Below are 13,545 nucleotides of genomic sequence, written 5' to 3'. Positions count from 1 at the left end.
TTTTTTTTTGTGCGCCGGGAAACGCGGTTTGCCGGCGCATGGTTTACCGGTGGGTCGATTTTTCTGTATAATCAACGGCTTTTCCGGAAATGCCCACGGAAAAAGCATCAGGGAGAGCCTGCAAGCACAGGACTGCGCCATGCGACTCGATTCGCCAGGACGCGGCCGGCAGACAAGCAGGAAGTTGGTGTTAATGGGGCAAACGCATTTTATTTGGATCGATCATGAAGACGTTTTCCGCTAAGCCGGCAGAGGTGACGCGCGAATGGTTTGTGATTGACGCGACGGACAAAGTCCTCGGCCGTGTCGCCAGCGAAGTGGCACGCCGTCTGCGCGGCAAGCACAAACCTGAATTCACGCCGCACGTTGACACGGGTGATTACATCATCATCGTCAATGCTGCCAAGCTGAAAGTTACGGGCGCAAAGCAAACTGACAAGAAGTACTATCGCCACACGGGTTACCCGGGCGGTATCTACGAAACCACGTTTGGCAAGATGCAAGAGCGTTTCCCGGGCCGTGCGCTCGAGAAAGCCGTGAAGGGCATGCTGCCGAAGGGTCCGCTGGGCTATGCGATGATCAAGAAGCTGAAGGTTTACGCCGACGGTAATCATCCGCACGAAGCGCAGCAACCGAAGTCGCTCGAGATCTAAGGGCCACGCCATGTTCAAAAACGATTGGAATTACGGCACCGGCCGTCGCAAGAGCGCAGTTGCTCGCGTGTTCATCAAGGCTGGCAAGGGCGACATCGTCGTCAATGGCAAGCCGATCAAAGAGTACTTCGCTCGCGAAACGTCGCTGATGATCGTTCGTCAGCCGCTCGAGCTGACCAACCACGGCGAAACGTTCGACATCAAGGTCAACGTTTCGGGCGGCGGTGAAACGGGTCAGGCCGGTGCGGTTCGCCACGGCATCACCCGCGCACTGATCGACTACGACGCGACGCTCAAGCCGACGCTGTCGACCGCTGGCTTCGTTACCCGCGATGCTCGTGAAGTCGAACGTAAGAAGGTTGGTCTGCACAAGGCCCGCCGTCGCAAGCAATTCTCGAAGCGTTAATCGCCCGAGTGCTTGTGTGCATCTGCCTCTGGCGGATGCAAGAAAAGGCCGCCTCGCGCGGCCTTTTTTCTTTTGGCGGCGTGCCTGGCGGCACGTCGCGTCATCCGCGTCGCCGTCCCACACGTGTCGCGGAAGCTTGATAGAATCGCGATTCCGATTGAAAGGGGTAGGACATGGTCAAGGTAGGTATCGTAGGCGGCACCGGCTATACCGGTGTGGAGCTGCTCCGTTTGCTGGCGCAGCACCCGGAAGTGAAGTTGACGGCGATCACCTCGCGCAAGGAAGCGGGTACGCCGGTCGCCGATATGTATCCGAACCTGCGAGGCCGTGTCGACCTGGCATTCTGCACGCCCGACGACGCTCGTCTGACCGATTGCGACGTGGTGTTCTTCGCCACGCCGCACGGTGTCGCCATGGCGCAGGCGCGCGAGTTGCTCGCCGCCGGTGTGCGCGTGATCGATCTGGCCGCTGATTTCCGCCTGAAGGACACGGCGACGTTCGAGAAGTGGTACGGCATGCCGCACGCCTGCCCGGACATCCTCGAAGAAGCCGTGTACGGCCTGCCGGAGATCAACCGCGAGAAGATCAAGGCCGCGCGCGTGATCGGCCTGCCCGGCTGCTACCCGACGTCCGTGCAGCTGGGCTACGCGCCGCTGTTCGCCGGTGGCCGCAAGCTGGTCGACCCGAAGCACCTGATCGCCGACGCCAAGTCGGGCGCAAGCGGTGCGGGCCGCAAGGGTGAAACGTCGCTGATCCTCGCGGAGACGGCGGACAACTTCAAGGCCTACGGTGTGAAGGGCCATCGCCATCACCCGGAAATCAAGCAGGGTCTGGAGGCGATTGCCGGCTACGATGTGGGCCTGACGTTCGTGCCGCACCTGCTGCCGACGATTCGTGGCATTCACTCGACGCTCTACGCGACGATCCTGCCGGAAGCCCGCGACACCGACTTCCAGGCGCTGTTCGAGACGTACTACGCGGGCGAGCCGTTCGTGGACGTGCTGCCGGCCGGTTCGATGCCGGAAACGCGTTGGGTGCGTGCGTCGAACTATGTGCGCATGGCGGTGCACCGTCCGGGCAATGAAGACACGCTGGTGATCCTCGTTGTCGAGGACAATCTGGTCAAGGGCGCGTCCGGTCAGGGCGTGCAGTGTATGAACCTGATGTTCGGCTTGCCGGAAAACATGGGCCTGACCCATATTCCCGTACTGCCGTAACGGTATTTATCGTCGCTAAACCCTTGATTTTCCGAGCGTCGGCACAATTTGGGGATTAGGAATAGAATGATACCGAACCGATTTATGGAGATTTGCGATGAACGCACCGCTTGAGGCCGCCGTCACGGAAATGCCCGCGTTCCTGGTCTTTACCGACAGCGCCGCGGACAAGGTCAAGCAACTGATCGACGAAGAAGGCAACCCCGAGCTGAAACTGCGCGTTTTCGTGCAGGGCGGCGGTTGCTCCGGCTTTCAGTATGGTTTCACCTTCGATGAAGACGTCAACGAAGACGATACCGTGCTCGACAAGAACGGCGTATCGCTGCTGATCGACTCGATGAGCTATCAATACCTCGTCGGCGCCGAGATTGACTACAAGGAAGACATCAACGGCGCGCAGTTCGTGATCAAGAACCCGAACGCATCCACGACCTGTGGCTGCGGCTCCTCGTTCTCGGTCTGAGCGGCACGACTGTCGACTGTCAGCGGTAAGAGAAAGGGCCCGGAAGGGCCCTTTTCTCGTTAACGGCGTTCCTTAACGGCCTTCGTTAGCCGTCGACGGACGTCGGGCGAGGAATAGCGGGCGGTGCCGGCACGCCAGTGCGTGACTGCTTTTCCGGCGACCGTTTCGTCAGTGCGGATAGATGGCGCCAAGAATTCGGGGACCCTTCGCGCCGGTGACGGAGGGAAGGTTGCCCGGCTGCCGTGCCAGACACCGCTCGGCCAGCCACGCGAATGCGCGGGCTTCGACCTGCTGCGGCGGTACGCCGAGCGTTTCGGTCGTGGCGACCGTCATCCCGGGAAGACGCGACGCAATGGCCTGCATCAGCGCCTGATTGCGCGTGCCGCCACCGCAGGCGTAGAAGCCCCGGCAGTCGGGCGCATAGCGCAGCACGTCGTCTGCCACGCACTGTGCCGTCAGCGCGACGAGCGTGGCTTGAACATCGACTGGCGACACCCCCGGATGCGCGCTCAGATGTGCCTCCAGCCATTTCGCATGGAAAAGGTCTCGTCCGGTGCTTTTCGGCGGCGTTTGCTTGAAATAGGGTGCTGCCAGCATGGCGGCGAGCAACGCATCGCTCACACGCCCGCTCGCACCCCAGGCGCCACCGTCGTCGTAAGCCTTCCCGAGATGCCAGGCGGCCCAGCCGTCGAGCAGCGCGTTGCCCGGGCCGCAGTCGAAGCCGGACACCGGCTGTCCCGATGCGGCGGCAGGCAGGATGGTCACGTTGCTGATGCCGCCCAGATTGCAGACGACGCGGGTCTCGCCCGCGCTGGCGAACATCGCCTGATGGTAGGCGGGTACCAACGGTGCGCCCTGACCGCCGGCAGCGACATCCCGGCTGCGGATATCGGCCACGACATCGATGCCGGTCAATTCGGCGAGCAGCGCAGGCGCATTGAGCTGACGGGTATAACCGATGCCGTCGAACTCGCCCGGGCGATGGCGAATCGTCTGTCCGTGCGCGCCCACGGCCGCGATCGCCGAGGCGGGCAGCTTGGCCTGATCCAGCAGGTCGCGCACGCAATCCGCATAGATGCGCACCAGCGCGTTGGCCGCCAGCGCTTCCCGGTGCAACTCGTTCTCCGATGGCGCTTGCAACACCATCAGCGTCTCGCGCAGATCGTTCGGGAAGGGGAGATAAGCTTCGGCGAGCACCCGCCCGTCGGTCGAATCGACGAGTACGCCATCGACACCGTCGAGGCTGGTGCCGGACATCAGGCCGATGAAATGGGACGGGGCTGCGGATGCCAGAGCGGCAGGATGACGAGCGTGGTCGGTCATTTGCAGAGGGCTTGCGTGCGAGAAACCGAAAGCGGCCGAGAGCGGGCGACGGCTGCCGGAGAAGTCAAAACCGCACTGACGGGGCCGACGTCGACATCACGTCTCGCCCCGCGCAATGCGGTCTCCAGCATACCTCAATCGCGCTCGGCGACTTGCACGGTGCGCATCAGGTCGATGCGCTTGAGCAGGTTTTCGGCGTACATGTCGAACAGCTTCAGGCGCGGGCCCGAGAGCGGTGCGACGGCGGCCACGTCCGTCGAGAACGGATTGCGCGGTACGCCATTCAGGCGCAGTTCGTAATGCAGGTGCGGTCCGGTCGCCCAGCCTGTCTGACCGACGAAGCCGATGACCTGCCCCTGCGTGACGCGCGTGCCGACCTTCAGGCCCTGGCCGAAGCCGGAAAGGTGGGCATAACGCGTCTGGTAATTGCCGGCGTGATCAATCTCGACCAGATTGCCGTACCCGTTCTGCGTGCCGACGAACTTGACCACGCCGTCGCCCGCCGCGAACACGCGCGTGCCGACGGGCGCCGCCAGATCCACGCCTTCGTGCTTCTTCCACTTGTGCTGGAACGGGTGCTCGCGTCCGCCGAATGCCGACGAAATGCGCGAGAACTCGACCGGCGTGCGCAGGAACGCCTGCTTCAGGTTGCGGCCGTCGAAACCGTAGTACGCGCCGTCGGGCGCGCCGTGCGGATCGGCGTACCAGATCGCCTGATGGGTCTTGCCCTGATTGATGAACTCGATGGCAAGCACGCGGCCCGTACGCACGGTGCGATCCTGCTGCTTGACCACTTCGTACACGAGGCGGAAGCGGTCGCCGCGGCGCACGTCGCGCTGGAAGTTGATCACCCCCGAGAAGATGTTCACCATCTGCGCGACGACGGCATCGGGCACGCCCGCGTCGTCCATCGCCGTGAAGAAGTTGCCCGCGATGGCCCCGGAGCGCATGGCCCACTCGGTATCGTTGGCGAGCTGCTCCATGCGCGCGCGCAAGGCGCCGGCATCGTTTCGCTCGATCACCAGTTGCTGGGCGCCGTTGCCGCTGCTCGAGAGCACGGTGGAGAGCGAGACGAGCTTGCCGTCGTCGTCGGTCTCGGCCTGCACGACCTGCCCGGCGGGCACGCCGATCAGGCGCCGGGCCACGGCGTTATCGCGGATGAACCGCTCGGCGGCGGGGTCCTGGATCGACAGCCGCGAAAGCATGTCGCCCAAGGTTTCGCCGCGCCGCAGCGCTACCTGGTGGATGAAGGTCTGGGACTGCGCGTCGAGCTGCTGGATCTGTTTGGCCAGGTCGGGGAAGGTGAGCGGCAACGTCACGCTCGCACCGTTGCGTGCCGCTTCGGGCACCATGGGCGCCACGCCGAAAGCGGTCACCATTCCCAACGTCAGGGCCGAACCGACCGTTGCCACGATTTGCACCTTTCTGCGACGGTGCTTCGGCTGCGTGGGATCGATCAGGGTCAGCAGTTCACGCGCAAAAAAATCACGGAGTTTTGGCCACATCACGTAAAATTCTGCGCAACTTACAAAAAAGCCCGGGCGGAGCGACACGCTTCGAGATTGCCTGCCGGAATTCCGGGGCAACCCGGCGTCGCTTCGGCCCGAGCCGAGAATTGAGCGGCGATTATAGCAGACCCGCCGCTGCCTCCGCCTTTACTGACCGGATAGGGACATACCCCCGAACCAGTCTGGACAATGATGTTATGACAAGTGAACACGCACTCACCTCGGAAAAGAAGTACCCCGTAACCGATGCCACGCGGGCCGCATTGGCGATCGCCAAGCGCGGTTGCGACGAGTTGCTCGTGGAAGAGGAATTCCTGCAGAAGCTGGCGCGCAGCGAAGCCACCGGCAAGCCGCTGCGTATCAAGCTGGGTCTGGATCCGACGGCGCCCGACATCCATATCGGCCACACCGTGGTGCTCAACAAGATGCGCCAGTTGCAGGATCTGGGCCACACGGTCATCTTCCTGATCGGCGATTTCACGTCGCTGATCGGTGACCCGTCGGGCCGCAACAACACGCGCCCGCCGCTCACGCGTGAGCAGATCGAGTCGAACGCCAAGACCTATTTCGAGCAGGCCGCCCTGGTGCTCGACCGCGAGAAGACCGAGATTCGCTACAACAGCGAATGGTCGATGAAGCTGGGCGCCGACGGCATGATCAAGCTGGCATCGCGCTACACCATGGCCCGCATGCTCGAGCGTGAGGACTTCACCAAGCGATTCCAGGGCGGCGTGCCCATCGCGATTCACGAATTCCTCTACCCGCTGATGCAGGGTTACGACTCGGTGGCGCTGGAGTCGGATCTGGAGCTCGGCGGTACCGACCAGAAGTTCAACCTGCTGGTGGGCCGCGAACTGCAGAAGCAATACGGCCAGGAGCCGCAGTGCATTCTCACGATGCCGCTGCTTGAAGGGCTCGACGGCGTTGAAAAGATGTCGAAGTCCAAGGGCAACTATGTGGGCATCAGCGAGAAGCCGAGCGAGATGTTCGGCAAGCTGATGAGCATCTCGGACGACCTGATGTGGCGTTACTACGAGCTGCTGTCGTTCCGCACGCTCGAAGAGATCGCACAGCTGCGCCGCGACGTGGAAGGCGGACGCAATCCGCGCGACGTGAAGGTGCTGCTCGCGCAGGAAATCGTGGCCCGTTTCCATTCGCAGGCCGACGCCGAACGTGCGCTCGAAGACTTCAACGCGCGCGCCAAGGGCGGCGTGCCGGATGACATTCCGGAAGTTTCCCTCGAAGGCGCGCCGCTGGGCATTGCCCAACTGCTCAAGCAGGCCGGTCTGGTGCCGTCGACGTCCGAAGCCAACCGCAACATCGAGCAGGGTGGTGTGCGTATCGATGGCGAAGCCGTGTCCGACAAGGGCGCCAGGATCGAAGCGGGCACTTACGTCGTGCAAGTGGGCAAGCGCCGCTTTGCGCGCGTGACGCTCGCCTGAGTGTCAGCGTTGCGTCGTTCCGGCGTATTGCGTCCATGATCGCGCTGATCCAACGCGTGCTCGAAGCCGCGGTGACGGTCGACGGCCGCACCGTCGGCGCCATTGGCCCGGGCTTGCTCGCGCTGGTGTGCGCCGAGCGCGGCGATACCGAAGCGAGCGCCGACAAACTGCTCGCAAAGCTGCTCGGCTATCGTGTGTTCTCCGACGACGCGGGCAAGATGAACCGCAGCGTGTCGAGCCTGGACGGCAACGGGCAGGCGGGCGGTTTGTTGCTCGTCTCCCAGTTCACGCTGGCGGCCGACACCAACAGCGGCACGCGTCCTAGCTTTACCCCCGCAGCCAGTCCGGCCGATGGCAAGCGACTCTTCGAGCACTTCGTGACACAGGCGCGCGTGCGCCATCCCATCGTGGAAACGGGCGAATTCGGCGCGCACATGCGTGTTTCGCTCGTCAATGACGGGCCGGTCACATTCTGGTTGCAAACTCGGCCCGACGCGGCCTGAAACCGGTGCACCTCTGCGCCGCTTGTGCACCATTGGCGCGCGCAGTGGCGCCGAGTCCTTTGTCTCCACGGGATGCCCGACGCATCCCGAAAATCGCTCGGAATTATCCGGAATCCGCCTGATCGGCCTTCGCTACTGCACGCGATTCGCATCGGTGTGATACCGTCGACCGGTTCCGAAATGACACTGCTTGGGAGAAACCGATGAAAGTCTGGAGTGACTCGTTTGCCGACAACGCGGCAATGGATGCACAGTTCGCCTTCGGCAAGCCGGACGCACAAGCGCACGTTGCGCTGTCGCAGAACAAGAATCCTCATCTCGCCTGGTCGGATGTGCCGGCAGGCACGCGTTCGTTCGTCGTGATCTGTACCGACAGCGACGTGCCCAGCAAGGGCGACGACGTGAACAAGGAAGGCCGCGAAGTGCCGGCCGATCTGCCGCGAGTGGACTTCTACCACTGGGTGCTCGTGGACGTGCCTGCGTCGGCCACGGAGATTCCGGCAGCCAGCCACAGCAATCACGTCACGCCGCGCGGCAAGTTCGGTCCCGATGCGCTCGACGGCATGCGCCATGGCGTGAACGACTACACCGCCTGGTTCGCGGGCGACGAGACCATGCAGGGCGATTACTACGGCTACGACGGCCCGTGCCCGCCGTGGAACGACGCGATCCTCCACCACTATCACTTCACCGTGTATGCCCTGGACATTGCGCGTTTGCCGCTCGACGGTCGCTTCGGTGGCGACGACGTGCTCGCCGCGATCAAGCCGCACGTGCTCGGCAGCGCGCACGTGACCGGCACCTACACGCTCAATCCGAAAGTGGCCTGAGCGGCAGTGCCCGTGTCGGCGCTCGCGCGTCGATCCGGACGTGCTTCGTCATATTCATAACCCGCGTATTTCGCAATTGCATCGATGACTGGCAACACGACCTTCCTCACCCTGATTCGCCACGGCGAGACCGACTGGAACCGCGTCAAACGGATTCAGGGGCATACGGACATTCCGCTGTCGTCCGAAGGCGAGCATCAGGCCGTGTTGCTGGGCGAGCGTATTGCGCGTGAGGTGGCGGCGCACGGACGCGTGTTCGATCACGTGCTCACGAGCGATTTGCAGCGCGCGGTGCAGACGGCCGAGCCTGTCGCGCGTGCCTGCGGTTTGCCGCTTGTGCGCACGGCGCAACTGCGCGAGCGCCATTACGGCGTGTTCGAGACGCGTGTGCCCGACGAAATTCAGGCGGATTTTCCGCAGGACTACGCGCACTGGCAGCGCCGCGATCCGGACTTCGTGATTCCGGGCGGGGAGTCGACACGTGGCTTCTACACGCGCATCACCGCGTTCGTCGCACAACTGCTGCGTGACTATGAGGGCCAGCGTCTGGCGCTCGTGGCGCACGGCGGCGTGCTCGATTGCTGCTACCGGCTGGCCACGGGGCTGGCGCTCTCCGAGCCGCGATCGTATCCGTTGCTCAACGCAAGCGTGAATCGCCTGGCCTTTGACGGTGAGCGCTGGCACGTAGTGAGCTGGGGAGACGTCGCGCATCTGGACGACGCCGTGCGCGACGAGAGCAACGACAAACCGGGACAATCCGCGACGTCGGGCGCGTCGGGCGCGTCGGGCGCGTCGGATCGCGTCGATCCGCGCGTGGTGTGATGGCGTTTCGCGTCGCACGCGGCACACGCCGATAAATACCTTCTGATCGTTGTGCAGCGAGGGTGGCCGGGGCACCGGGCGCTCAACGCTCCAGCGACGGCTCCCCATTGGCGACATCCGGCGAGGCCAACGCCCGGCGACGCGCGCGATGCGCGACGCTGTTGCGCATCGCCCAACGGGCAAGCTGGGCCATGTGGCGCACGGCAGGCCGCACCGTCAGGCGTCGCACCGCCGACCGTTCTTCGAAGCCGAGCATCGTTTGCGCCCAGTCGGGCAGCAGATCGATCCCCGCGCGGAACAACAATCCACTGAAGACTCGCGCGCCCGTAAACGGTGCCGGCAGATTGCGCAGCACGCGAACGACTTCTTCGGTGCGTTCGCTCGCGCACAACTGTGCGCGGACGTTGGCGAGATAGTCGTCGACCTGCGCCACGCTCGTCGGCACGTTGCGCGCGCCGAGCGCCACCGCGATGCGTGCGACTTCCGCGTAGTAGCGATCCTGGTCGCAGCGTGAAAACGCGGGATCCTTGTAGACGAGATAGCTGCGCAGAAAGCTCGACGTTTCCGCCACGTGGACCCACGTCAGCAGATCGGGGTCGTAAGCCGCGTAGGGACGTCCGTCCGGCGCCGTGCCGGTGACTTGCAAATGGATGCGCCGCACGCGTTCGAGCAGCGCCTCGGCATCGGCCGTATTGCCGAACGTGGTGCCGCCGATGAACGTCGCGGTACGGCGCAGACGTCCGATGACGTCCTGCCGGAAGGTGGAGTGATCCCAGACCCCCGCCATCGCCAGCGGATGCAGCGACTGCATGAGCAGGGCGCTGACGCCGCCAATCATCATCGATGTGAAGTCGCCGTGCACATGCCAGCACGCGGCCTCGGGGCCGAACAGGCCGGGGTCGCCGGCTGGCGTGTCGTAGTTCAGTCGGGGTGCGCCGGGCCCGGAGGTCAGGCTCACGAGCCGCATGGCGATGGCGTGTCGCACGTGCCCCGACACGCCGACGATCGGGCCGGCCGGACGCAAGGGCGTTGCCGGAGGCGGGGTCGGGAGATCGTCGTGCGAGGCCATGCGCTTATCGATCCGGCTGAACGGTAGACGTACCGTGCGTCACTTGCCGGCGCCGTCAGGCGACCAGAGCGAGCCGCTGTCCGGCGTGCTGCCCGGCGCGGCGAGTCCGAAGTGGCGGTATGCGGCCAGTGTCGCAACGCGCCCGCGCGGGGTGCGTTGCAGGAACCCCTGCTGGATCAGGTACGGCTCGATCACGTCTTCGATGGTGTCGCGCTCTTCGCCGATTGCGGCGGCGAGGTTGTCCACACCGACCGGGCCGCCGTCGAACTTGTGCAGCACGGCTTCGAGCAGCTTGCGGTCCATCACGTCGAAACCGACCGGATCGACGTCGAGCATCGACAGCGCGGCATCGGCCACGGCGGCGGTGATCCGCCCGTCGGCTTTCACTTCGGCGTAGTCGCGCACGCGCCGCAGCAACCGGTTGGCGATACGCGGCGTGCCGCGTGCACGGCGGGCAATTTCAAACGCGCCGTCGTCGGCAATGACCGCGCCGAGCAGCCCGGCCGAGCGCCGTACGATGCCCGACAGCTCTTCGGCGGTGTAGAACTCCAGACGCGCGACGATACCGAAGCGGTCACGCAACGGGTTGGTCAGCATGCCCGCGCGGGTGGTGGCTCCCACGAGCGTGAACGGCTGCAGATCGAGCTTGACGCTGCGGGCCGCGGGACCCTCGCCGATCATGATGTCGATCTGATAGTCCTCGAGCGCCGGGTACAGGATTTCCTCGACGACCGGCGAGAGCCGGTGGATTTCGTCGATGAACAGGACGTCGTTGGCTTCGAGGTTGGTCAGCAGTGCGGCGAGATCGCCCGGGCGCTCCAGTACGGGGCCAGAGGTCTGGCGCAGATGCACGCCCATTTCGCGGGCGATGATGTGCGCGAGCGTCGTCTTGCCCAGCCCGGGCGGCCCGAACAGCAGCACGTGGTCGAGCGGTTCCGAGCGTTTGCGGGCCGCCTCGATGAAAATCTCGAGCTGCTCGCGCACCTTGCGCTGACCGACGTATTCGTCGAGCAGCTTGGGGCGCAATGCGCGCTCGAAGGCTTCTTCGTTGGGCGAGGCCGGGGTCGGCGCAATGATGCGCTCGGCGGCGAGTTTGTCGGTTTCGATCATGGCTGCATTGTAGCGCTTCGGACGTTGCTTGCCCGGGCCCGGCGGCGCTTATCCGACCAGCCGTCCGCGCCGCACGCGCAGGCCCTTGGCCGCGAGCGTGGGGGAGACTTCGGCCAGTGCCGAGAAGGTCTCGCCGCTGTGGGCATGGCAAATGGCCACGCCGAGGGCGTCGGAGGCGTCCTTGCCCGGCGTGCCCGAGAGTGTGAGCAGGCGTGTGACCATCTCCTGCACCTGCTCCTTGCGGGCGCGCCCGTAACCGACCACGGCCTGCTTGAGCTGCATCGGCGTGTATTCGAAGACCTCGAGCCCGCCGACCGACAACGCGGTGATGGCGGCGCCGCGGGCCTGACCGAGCAATAGCGTCGATTGCGGGTTGACGTTCACGAACACCTTTTCGATGGCCGCCTGATCGGGACGGTAGGTGTCGACCAGTTCCGCCACGCTTTCGAAGATGATGCGCAGCCGTGCGGGCAGGGTGCCTTCGCCGGTGCGAATGACGCCGCTCGTCACATATTGCAGACGATTGCCGTGCTTTTCGAGCACGCCGAAGCCGGTGACACGCAGCCCGGGGTCGATGCCAAGAATTCTCATGCGCTGGGCCCATGACCGGCGTGTGACGCCGATGCAGGCAAAGAAGCCAATATGGCCCGTATTCTGGCACAGCCGCGCGCAGGCGTCGCCGCCGTGCTTCCCGCCGCGCTTCCCGCCGCGCCTCTCGCCGTGATTCCTGCCCTGATTCCCGCCGTGCTTCTCGCCGTGATTCCCGCCGTGATCCGTTATCGTCGCGCGACCTTGCGCGCCACGACATCGTCGGCGTATCCGGTCGCCATCGAAGCGCGCCGTTTCATTCGCCGAGACGCCGCCGGCTCAGCGCCTGCCGATCGCGTCGATTTGCCGCAGGCCGTGCCGCCGGGCGCGCGGCGCACTGCGCTTCGCGATGCGGCGGATTGTTGTACATTGCTTGCTGTTCAAAATATTCGACGGCCTGCGTGCGGGTCGCCTGTCCCCGATGCTCTGGATCAAAGCGTTTCACATCGTTTTCGTCGCTTCATGGTTCGCCGGCCTGTTCTATCTGCCGCGCATCTTCGTCAATCTCGCGATGGAGAGCGACCCCGCCGCCACCCAACGCCTGCTGCTCATGGCGCGCAAGCTGTATCGCTTCATGACGATACTTGCCGTGCCCGCGCTCGCTTTCGGACTGATCCTCTGGCTGTATTACGGCATTGGCCGTCACGGCGGCTGGCTGCACGCGAAATTGCTCATCGTGGTGCTGCTGCTCGGTTATCACCATGCGTGCGGCCGTTTGCTGCGCAAGTTCGAAACCGGTCGTAATACCCATTCGCATCGCTGGTATCGCTATTTCAACGAATTCCCTGTGCTGGGATTGCTCGGCGCGGTGATCCTTGCCGTCGTCAAGCCGTTCTGAGCGTCCCAGGCATCCGATGCCTGCGTTGCCGCTTAGGTCGCAACGCAATGAACGCTGCAAAACAGGCGCCGATCCGAGCGCCAACCGTCAATCGTGAATCGTCGAGAGGAGTCTGCCGTGAGCCTGACCTGCGAATACTTTATGGCCCCGCCGTCGCCCTATGTCTACATGGGACACGCGCGCTTTATCGAACTGGCGCGCCGTTACGACGTGCAGATCCAGCTCAAGCCGATGGATATCGGTCGCATCTTCGCGGGCTCGGGCGGTCTGCCGCTGGCCAAGCGTCCGCCGCAGCGTCAGGCGTATCGTCTGGTCGAACTGGCGCGCTGGTCGAAGTATCTCGATGTGCCGCTCAACGTGCAGCCGAAGTTCTTCCCGGTGGCGGGCGATCCTGCGGCACGTCTGATCGTCGCCGCGCAGTTGGCACTCGGCACTGACAAAGCGCTGGCGCTGACCGGCGCCATCTCCAAAGCGCTCTGGGCCGAGGAGCGCAACATTGCCGACGACGCCACGCTGCAAGCCATTGCCGATAGCCTGAAGTTCGACGGCAAGTCGTTGCTCGCCGCATCGAACGGCGCGAGCGTGCAGGCGGCCTACGACGCCAACACCGAAGACGCGGCGAACGCCGGCGTGTTCGGTGCACCCTGGTATGTCTTCGAGGGACAGCCGTACTGGGGGCAGGACCGTCTCGACTTCCTCGAGCGCGCATTTGCCGAAGCGCGCGGCGCATGACGTATGGCGCTTAATGCCCGGGCCTAAAGTGGGCCATCGAA

At 64.3% G+C, this 13,545-nt stretch carries 15 protein-coding genes; 10 read left to right on the top strand and 5 right to left on the bottom strand.

All coding sequences use genetic code 11. The features are described from left to right. The first annotated feature begins 224 nt into the window (after positions 1–224). The 4 genes from rplM (at position 225) to erpA (ending at position 2,739) form a co-directional block, all read left to right on the top strand. The gene (rplM, locus tag ABWO90_RS21480; RefSeq protein WP_010805091.1) at positions 225–653 is read left to right on the top strand and encodes a 50S ribosomal protein L13; all 429 of its coding nucleotides are present in this window, start codon (positions 225–227) and stop codon (positions 651–653) included. Between the two features lie 10 nt (positions 654–663). Continuing rightward, a complete protein-coding gene (rpsI, locus tag ABWO90_RS21475) occupies positions 664–1,059 on the top strand; it encodes a 30S ribosomal protein S9 (RefSeq protein ID WP_353193253.1) in 396 nt (131 codons plus the stop codon). 173 nt (positions 1,060–1,232) lie between these two features. Continuing rightward, complete coding sequence (gene argC / locus ABWO90_RS21470; RefSeq protein WP_353193252.1) at positions 1,233–2,276, top strand: N-acetyl-gamma-glutamyl-phosphate reductase; 1,044 nt, start codon at positions 1,233–1,235, stop codon at positions 2,274–2,276. 97 nt (positions 2,277–2,373) lie between these two features. Further along, a complete protein-coding gene (gene erpA, locus ABWO90_RS21465) occupies positions 2,374–2,739 on the top strand; it encodes an iron-sulfur cluster insertion protein ErpA (protein ID WP_058377438.1) in 366 nt (121 codons plus the stop codon). A 168-nt stretch (positions 2,740–2,907) separates the two neighbouring features. Here erpA and ABWO90_RS21460 read toward each other — a convergent pair whose 3' ends face one another. Together ABWO90_RS21460 and ABWO90_RS21455 are read right to left on the bottom strand one after the other, a co-directional pair. Beyond that, positions 2,908–4,062, bottom strand: coding sequence for an anhydro-N-acetylmuramic acid kinase (locus ABWO90_RS21460; RefSeq protein ID WP_353193251.1), 1,155 nt, complete (start codon positions 4,060–4,062; stop codon positions 2,908–2,910). Between the two features lie 134 nt (positions 4,063–4,196). Then, positions 4,197–5,567 (bottom strand): peptidoglycan DD-metalloendopeptidase family protein, encoded by a 1,371-nt coding sequence (locus ABWO90_RS21455; protein ID WP_353193250.1) that lies wholly within the window; start codon positions 5,565–5,567, stop codon positions 4,197–4,199. A 200-nt stretch (positions 5,568–5,767) separates the two neighbouring features. Between ABWO90_RS21455 and tyrS the strand changes: the two genes are divergently transcribed. From tyrS to ABWO90_RS21435, 4 genes are all read left to right on the top strand, one after another. Continuing rightward, complete coding sequence (tyrS, locus tag ABWO90_RS21450) at positions 5,768–7,012, top strand: tyrosine--tRNA ligase (protein WP_353193249.1); 1,245 nt, start codon at positions 5,768–5,770, stop codon at positions 7,010–7,012. A gap of 35 nt (positions 7,013–7,047) precedes the next feature. Beyond that, positions 7,048–7,515, top strand: coding sequence for a D-aminoacyl-tRNA deacylase (gene dtd, locus ABWO90_RS21445; RefSeq protein ID WP_353193248.1), 468 nt, complete (start codon positions 7,048–7,050; stop codon positions 7,513–7,515). A gap of 203 nt (positions 7,516–7,718) precedes the next feature. After that, positions 7,719–8,345, top strand: coding sequence for a YbhB/YbcL family Raf kinase inhibitor-like protein (locus ABWO90_RS21440; RefSeq protein WP_353193247.1), 627 nt, complete (start codon positions 7,719–7,721; stop codon positions 8,343–8,345). An 84-nt stretch (positions 8,346–8,429) separates the two neighbouring features. After that, positions 8,430–9,167: a histidine phosphatase family protein gene (locus ABWO90_RS21435; RefSeq protein WP_353193246.1), complete on the top strand. Its 738-nt coding sequence runs from the start codon at positions 8,430–8,432 to the stop codon at positions 9,165–9,167. A gap of 82 nt (positions 9,168–9,249) precedes the next feature. Here ABWO90_RS21435 and ABWO90_RS21430 read toward each other — a convergent pair whose 3' ends face one another. From ABWO90_RS21430 to ruvC, 3 genes are read right to left on the bottom strand one after another with little or no spacing between them, the layout of a single operon-like run. After that, a complete protein-coding gene (locus ABWO90_RS21430) occupies positions 9,250–10,236 on the bottom strand; it encodes an oxygenase MpaB family protein (protein WP_502922675.1) in 987 nt (328 codons plus the stop codon). Between the two features lie 39 nt (positions 10,237–10,275). After that, the gene (gene ruvB / locus ABWO90_RS21425) at positions 10,276–11,346 is read right to left on the bottom strand and encodes a Holliday junction branch migration DNA helicase RuvB (protein ID WP_353193245.1); all 1,071 of its coding nucleotides are present in this window, start codon (positions 11,344–11,346) and stop codon (positions 10,276–10,278) included. Between the two features lie 48 nt (positions 11,347–11,394). Next, the gene (ruvC, locus tag ABWO90_RS21420; protein ID WP_353193244.1) at positions 11,395–11,937 is read right to left on the bottom strand and encodes a crossover junction endodeoxyribonuclease RuvC; all 543 of its coding nucleotides are present in this window, start codon (positions 11,935–11,937) and stop codon (positions 11,395–11,397) included. Positions 11,938–12,355: 418 nt separating this feature from the next. Between ruvC and ABWO90_RS21415 the strand changes: the two genes are divergently transcribed. Both ABWO90_RS21415 and ABWO90_RS21410 read left to right on the top strand, forming a co-directional pair. After that, positions 12,356–12,772 carry a CopD family protein gene (locus tag ABWO90_RS21415; protein WP_023597487.1) on the top strand — a complete coding sequence of 139 codons (417 nt, stop codon included), beginning with the start codon at positions 12,356–12,358 and terminating at the stop codon, positions 12,770–12,772. Positions 12,773–12,889: 117 nt separating this feature from the next. Continuing rightward, a complete protein-coding gene (locus tag ABWO90_RS21410) occupies positions 12,890–13,504 on the top strand; it encodes a 2-hydroxychromene-2-carboxylate isomerase (protein ID WP_353193243.1) in 615 nt (204 codons plus the stop codon). Positions 13,505–13,545 lie beyond the last annotated feature (41 nt).

Source organism: Pandoraea pnomenusa, assembly GCF_040391475.1.
In the GTDB taxonomy this organism is placed as follows: Bacteria; Pseudomonadota; Gammaproteobacteria; order Burkholderiales; family Burkholderiaceae; genus Pandoraea; species Pandoraea pnomenusa_C.
The sequence above is the reverse complement of the archived record's forward strand: the minus strand, read 5'-3'. Positions and strand labels throughout refer to the sequence as shown.

Excerpts from the sequence above, each read along its gene's own strand:
- ABWO90_RS21435 (WP_353193246.1), top strand. The coding sequence starts at position 8,430 with ATGACTGGCAACACGACCTTCCTCACCCTGATTCGCCACGGCGAGACC.
- ABWO90_RS21430 (WP_502922675.1), bottom strand. The coding sequence starts at position 10,236 with ATGGCCTCGCACGACGATCTCCCGACCCCGCCTCCGGCAACGCCCTTG.
- dtd (WP_353193248.1), top strand. The coding sequence starts at position 7,048 with ATGATCGCGCTGATCCAACGCGTGCTCGAAGCCGCGGTGACGGTCGAC.
- ABWO90_RS21455 (WP_353193250.1), bottom strand. The coding sequence starts at position 5,567 with ATGTGGCCAAAACTCCGTGATTTTTTTGCGCGTGAACTGCTGACCCTG.
- ruvB (WP_353193245.1), bottom strand. The coding sequence starts at position 11,346 with ATGATCGAAACCGACAAACTCGCCGCCGAGCGCATCATTGCGCCGACC.
- ABWO90_RS21440 (WP_353193247.1), top strand. The coding sequence starts at position 7,719 with ATGAAAGTCTGGAGTGACTCGTTTGCCGACAACGCGGCAATGGATGCA.
- ABWO90_RS21415 (WP_023597487.1), top strand. The coding sequence starts at position 12,356 with ATGCTCTGGATCAAAGCGTTTCACATCGTTTTCGTCGCTTCATGGTTC.
- tyrS (WP_353193249.1), top strand. The coding sequence starts at position 5,768 with ATGACAAGTGAACACGCACTCACCTCGGAAAAGAAGTACCCCGTAACC.
- erpA (WP_058377438.1), top strand. The coding sequence starts at position 2,374 with ATGAACGCACCGCTTGAGGCCGCCGTCACGGAAATGCCCGCGTTCCTG.
- ABWO90_RS21460 (WP_353193251.1), bottom strand. The coding sequence starts at position 4,062 with ATGACCGACCACGCTCGTCATCCTGCCGCTCTGGCATCCGCAGCCCCG.
- argC (WP_353193252.1), top strand. The coding sequence starts at position 1,233 with ATGGTCAAGGTAGGTATCGTAGGCGGCACCGGCTATACCGGTGTGGAG.
- ruvC (WP_353193244.1), bottom strand. The coding sequence starts at position 11,937 with ATGAGAATTCTTGGCATCGACCCCGGGCTGCGTGTCACCGGCTTCGGC.
- rpsI (WP_353193253.1), top strand. The coding sequence starts at position 664 with ATGTTCAAAAACGATTGGAATTACGGCACCGGCCGTCGCAAGAGCGCA.
- rplM (WP_010805091.1), top strand. The coding sequence starts at position 225 with ATGAAGACGTTTTCCGCTAAGCCGGCAGAGGTGACGCGCGAATGGTTT.